Below are 4,440 nucleotides of genomic sequence, written 5' to 3'. Positions count from 1 at the left end.
GCATGAGTCGTCCCATCGACCACCGCGCCGACCTCTACTCCCTGGGCGCCACCTTCTATGAGCTGCTCACCGGCCTGCCGCCCTTCGTCTCCATGGACCCGGCCGAGCTGGTGCATGCCCACCTGGCCCGGCCTCCAGTCCCTCCGGCCTTCGCCAACCCCGCCGTGCCCAAGCTGCTCTCCGACGTCGTCCTCAAGCTGCTGGCGAAGATGCCGGAGGAGCGCTACCAGAGCGCCGAGGCGCTGCTGGCGGACCTCTTGGAAGCGCGGCGCCGGCAGGCGTCCGGGGCCATGGGCTCGTTCGAGCTGGGGCGGGTGGACCTGGCGCGGCAGCTGTCGTTTCCGGACAAGCTCTACGGGCGGGAGCGCGAGCTGCTGCGGCTGCGCGAGGCCCTGGAGCGGGTGCGCAGGGGCGCCAGCGAGGGCGTGCTGCTGGTGGGCGAGGCGGGCATCGGCAAGTCCGCCCTCGTCCGGCAGTTGCACCGCCGCGCGGCGCCGGGCGACCAGGTGTTGTGCGGGAAGTTCAACCAGCTCCAGGGCAACGTGCCGTACGCCGCCTTCGTGGAGGCCTTCCAGGGGCTGCTCGCCCGGGTGCGGGAGCAGCCCCCGGAGGTCCGAGACACCTGGCGGCGCGGCCTGCTGTCGGCCCTGGGAAGCGGTGGCCACGTCCTCGGTGAGGTGCTCCCGGAGCTGGAGGAGCTGCTGGGCCCGCAGCCCGTGCAACCCGAGCTGGGCCCGGTGGAGGCCGCGGCCCGCTTCCACCTGCTCATCCAGGCCTTCGTCCAGGCGCTCGCATCCGCCGAGCACCCATTGGTGCTCTTCCTGGACGACCTGCAGTGGGCCGACCCGGGCTCGCTCCAGTTGTTGAAATCGCTGACCACGGACCCGGACTCGCACCACGTCCTGCTGGTGGGCGCCTACCGGCCCCGGGAGGTCGACCCCACCCATCCCCTGTCGCATTGGATTGCGTCCCTGCGCGAGACGGAGTCGATGCCCTTCCGGACGCTCGAGCTCGCGCCGCTGGAGCTGTCCGCCGTCACCGCGCTGTGCGCCGACACCTTCCGCTGCGGCGACGAGCGCGCGCGCCCGCTGGCGGACCTCGTGCTGCGCAAGACGGCGGGCAACCCCCTCTTCATCACCCGGCTGTTGCGACTGCTGCACCAGACCGGCCTGCTCGTGTTCGACCTCGACAGCGGCGCGTGGCGCTGGGAGCTGGACGCGCTGGAGCACGTGGAGGCCACGGAGAACGTGGTGGAGCTGATGATGGCCACCATCCGCCGCCTACCCGGCGAGGCGCAGCGGGCCTTGAAGGTGGCCGCATGCCTGGGAGACCGCGTGGAGCTGTGGCTGCTGTCCGCCCTGGTGGGTGGAGAGACGGAGGACGGCGCGGCCTCCGCGCTCTGGAGCCTGCTCCGGGAGCGGCTGCTGCTCCCGGAGGGAAACGAGGCCCGGCACCCGCGCGGCGACGCCCTGTCGAGCGGGAGCCTCCAGGAGCGGGGCGCCACGTACCGCTTCGCGCACGACCGCGTCCGGCAGGCGGCGTACTCGCTGCTGTCCGAGGACGAGCGGCGCCGCATCCACCACGAGGCGGGCCGCAGGCTGCTCCAGGGCGCCACCGCGGCGGAAGTCGAGGAGCGGCTCTTCGAGGTGGTGGACCACCTGCACCTGGGCCTGGCGCGGCCCGGCGGACGGGTGGAGGGACAGGACCTGGTGGAGCTCCACCTGCGCGCGGGCCTCAAGGCCAAGGCGGCGTCGGCCTTCGGCGCGGCGCTGGTGTACCTGCTGCGCGGCATCGCGCTGCTTCCCCAGGCGCACTGGCCAGCGCATCGTGAGCAGGTGTTCCACCTGCACCAGGCCGCGGCCGAGTGCGCCTACTTCTCGGGGGACCCCGGGCTGGCCGGAGAGCTGGTGCGGACCGCCCTGGAGTACGCCAGCTCCCGCATGGAGAAGGTGGACCTGCACTGCCTGCAGGTCCTGGCCCATGCCCTCCACGGGAACTTCACGGAGGGCTTCCGCTCGGGGTTCGCGGCGCTGCGGCTGTTCGGCATGGAGCTGCCGGAGCAGGACCTGGGCGCCGCCGTCGCCGCCGAGCTGGCCCAGGTGCAGGTGAACCTGCGGGGCCGCACGCCGGAGGAGCTGCTGGACGCACCCTGGATGGAGGACCCGGAGGAGCGCGCCTGCGTGCGACTGCTGGCCGAGCTGGACAACGTGGCTTACCTGATGCACCCGGAGTTCTTCGCGCTCATCAACACGCGGGCCCTCAACCTCACGCTGAAGGACGGCAACTCGCACTGGGCACCCGTGGCGTACGGGGGCCACGCGATGCTGCTGTCGCTGAGCCAGGGAGACGTCGCGTCCGGCCACGCCTTCGCCACCCTGGCCGTGGCGCTGGCCCGGCGGCTGGGGGACCCACGCCAGGAGTGCCGGGCCCTCACCACGCTGCTCCACCTCCACCACTGGAGGGCGCCGCTGCGCGCGAACCTGCCGCTGGTGCGCCGCGCGGTCGCCCTGGGAATGGAGGGAGGGGACCTGCACTTCGCGAGCTATGCCCTCATCTGCGGCACCTCCACGGAGTTCGCGATGGGCGTGGAGCTCGGGCGGGTGCTGGCCTCCGTCGACACCTGTCTCGCCTTCTTCCGCAAGTGCGGCGAGCTGCCCATGCGGGACACGGTGCTGCTCTTCCGGCAGGCCGTCCGCGCCCTCCAGGGCCGCACCCACCAGCACGCGCGCTTCGACGACGACGACTTCGACGAGCAGTCCTTCCTCGGCTCGGGACAGCTGGCGCAGCTCAACCGCTGCGTCCACGCCATGCTCCGGCTGGAGGTCGCCTACCTGCTGGGAGACTTCGCCGAGGCCGTGCGGATGTCAGAGGAAGCGGTCCCCTATATCGTCCACCTCCAGGGCTCCCACCGGATGCCCGAGTACACCTGCCTGAGCTCGCTGGCGTGGATGGCGCAGGCCGGTGCCACGCCCGAGGCGCGGGCCGAAGCCCTGGCCCACGTCGCCGCCAACCAGCAACAGCTCACCGCGTGGGCGGAGAGCTGCCCGGAGAACTTCCGCCACAAGCACCAGCTCGTCGCCGCGGAGGTCGCCCGCCTCGAGGACCGGCCCCTGGATGCCATGGCCCTCTATGACAGCGCCATCGACGGTGCCCACGCCGAGGGCTTCCTCCAGGACGAGGCCCTGTCGCACGAGCTGGCCGGGCGCTTCTACCGCACGCTGGGCCGCGAGCGCTTCGCCACCCTGCACCTGCGCTCCGCGCTGGAGACGTATGCGCGCTGGGGCGCGTGGGCCAAGGTGTCCCTGCTGGAAGAGGAGTTCCCCGACCTCAAGCCCGTAGGCGGCAGGGCCTGGAGCGAGCCCGCCACCACGGCGGTGAGCGGCACGTCGCCGGACGCTTCGCTGGACCTGCTCAGCCTGCTCAAGGCGTCTGAGACGCTGGTGGGCGAGGTGGTGCTGGACCGGCTGATGGAGAAGCTGATGGCCGTCTGTCTGGAGGCCGCCGGTGCCACGCGCGGCGCGCTGGTGCTGGATGAAGCGGGCAGCCTCGTGGTGCGCGCCGAGGGGCGCGTCTCCGAGCACGTCAACCTGGAGCACACCCCGCTGGCGGCTTCCACCGAGGTGCCCGGCTCCCTGGTGGAGCACGCCTGGCGGACGCGAGAGACGCTGGTCCTGGGTGACGCCGCTCACCAGGGCCGCTTCGTCGCCGACCCCTGTGTCGTGCGCCGCTCCATCAAGTCCGCCCTCGCCGTCCCCATCCAGCGTCAGGCCCGCACCGTCGGCGTGCTCTACCTGGAGAACGAGCTGGCCACCCGCGCCTTCACTCCCGAGCGCGTCGGTGTGCTGCGCGCCCTCTCCTCCCAGCTGGCCATCTCCCTGGAGAACAGCCAGCTCTTCGAGCAGCTCAAGGTGGAGGTCAACGAGCGCCGCCGCGCCGAGGCCGCCGTGCGCTTCCTCGCCGACTCCGGCCTGGTGCTGGCCGAGTCGCTCGACGTGGAGCTCATCTTCAGCCGCGCCGCCCGCCTGGTGGTCCCCTTCCTCGCCGACTGGTGCATGTTCACCCTGCCCGAGGACGGCGACCGCATCCGCACGCTTCCCATCACCCATGCGGACCCGGAGAAGGAGGCCCACCTCCGGAGGCTTCAGGAGAAGTACCCGGTCGACTGGAACTCACCGCCTGGCCTCATCCGCGCCCTGAGGACGGGCCAGCCCGTGCTGCACAGCGAGGTGGTCCCCGACATGCTCGCCGAGCACGGGCACGGCCCGGAGTTCGTGGAGGAGTTCCAGGTGATGGGGCTGAAGTCGGCCATGCACGTGCCGCTCATCGCACGCGGCAAGACGCTGGGCGTCATCACCCTCGTCTGCGAAGTCCCCAGGCGCTACTACGACGAGGCGGATTTGGAGCTGGCCCAGGAGCTGGCACGCCGCACCGCCGTCTGCA

1 protein-coding gene is annotated in these 4,440 nt (G+C 72.0%); it reads left to right on the top strand.

Translation table 11 applies throughout. The features are described from left to right. Positions 1 to 4,440 (top strand): AAA family ATPase (locus tag LXT23_RS49415; RefSeq protein ID WP_253987545.1); only part of this gene is annotated, 4,440 nt, incomplete at both ends.

Origin of the sequence: Pyxidicoccus xibeiensis, from assembly GCF_024198175.1 — a bacterium.
Lineage (GTDB): Bacteria > Myxococcota > Myxococcia > Myxococcales > Myxococcaceae > Myxococcus > Myxococcus xibeiensis.
Note: the sequence above shows the minus strand (reverse complement) of the source record. Positions and strands in the feature narration are given on the sequence as shown.